2 protein-coding genes are annotated in these 778 nt (G+C 64.7%); one reads left to right on the top strand and one right to left on the bottom strand.

Annotation, left to right across the window (positions count from 1 at the left end; translation table 11 throughout):
• Window positions 1–10 precede the first annotated feature (10 nt).
• Window positions 11–445, bottom strand: coding sequence for a redox-sensitive transcriptional activator SoxR (gene soxR / locus NKJ73_RS34090; protein WP_352450000.1), 435 nt, complete (start codon window positions 443–445; stop codon window positions 11–13).
• Window positions 446–530: 85 nt separating this feature from the next.
• Here soxR and NKJ73_RS34085 point away from each other — a divergent pair.
• Window positions 531–778 (top strand): SDR family NAD(P)-dependent oxidoreductase (locus tag NKJ73_RS34085; protein ID WP_352572776.1); only part of this gene is annotated, 248 nt, incomplete at its 3' end.

Raw genomic sequence — 778 nt, 5'->3', positions numbered from 1 at the left:
GGCTGCCAACTCACCCCAGCCAATACCTCGGCCCCGGCCCCTTGCGTCCTGCCATATCGGCAGGGTTCGCAAGGCTACACCGGTCGATCGACAGGCAGCCGCAACCGATGCACTCGGTAAGCCCCGACCTCAGGCGCTGCAACTCGGCGATGCGCTGGTCGATGCGCTTGGTCCACTGGCCCGATAACCGCGACCAATCCCGACGCGACGGCACGCGATCGGCTGGCAACTTGGCCAGCTCGCCGCCGATCTCCTCAAGCGTCAGCCCAATTCGCTGCGCGAAGACGATGAAGGCGATCCGGCGCAGCACGGATCGCGGGTAGCGTCTGTGTCCCGAGCCGGCCCGCTCGGACGCGATCAGCCCGCGCTCCTCGTAGAAGCGCAGGGCCGATGATGCGACGCCGCTGCGCCGCGCCACGTCGGTGATGGTCAGCATGGAATCCATGCATGAACGAAAGCACAATTCCCGCTTGACTTCAAGTTAACTTGAACTTGTACCAAGAGGCATACGGATTAAAGGAGCACTGGCAATGCAGACGAATGTCGAACTTCAGGGACTTCGCGTGGCGGTCACAGGCGGCACGTCCGGCCTCGGACTGGGGCTTGTGCGGCAGCTTGCCGCGATGAATGCGTGCGTCGCCTTCGTCGCCCGCACCGCCGCGAATGTCGAACGCATCGCCGACGAGACGGGCGCGCACGGTATTGTCGGCGACGTCGGCAAGAAGGAGGACATCTACCCGATCGCGTTGCAGGTCACTGCCAGCCTCGGCGGGCTCGA

Origin of the sequence: Mesorhizobium sp. M0074, assembly GCF_040322975.1 — a bacterium.
Lineage (GTDB): Bacteria > Pseudomonadota > Alphaproteobacteria > Rhizobiales > Rhizobiaceae > Mesorhizobium.
The sequence above is the reverse complement of the archived record's forward strand: the minus strand, read 5'-3'. Positions and strand labels throughout refer to the sequence as shown.

Bases quoted from the DNA above. Each gene is read 5' to 3' on its own strand.
- soxR (WP_352450000.1), bottom strand. From the start codon at position 445: ATGGATTCCATGCTGACCATCACCGACGTGGCGCGGCGCAGCGGCGTC.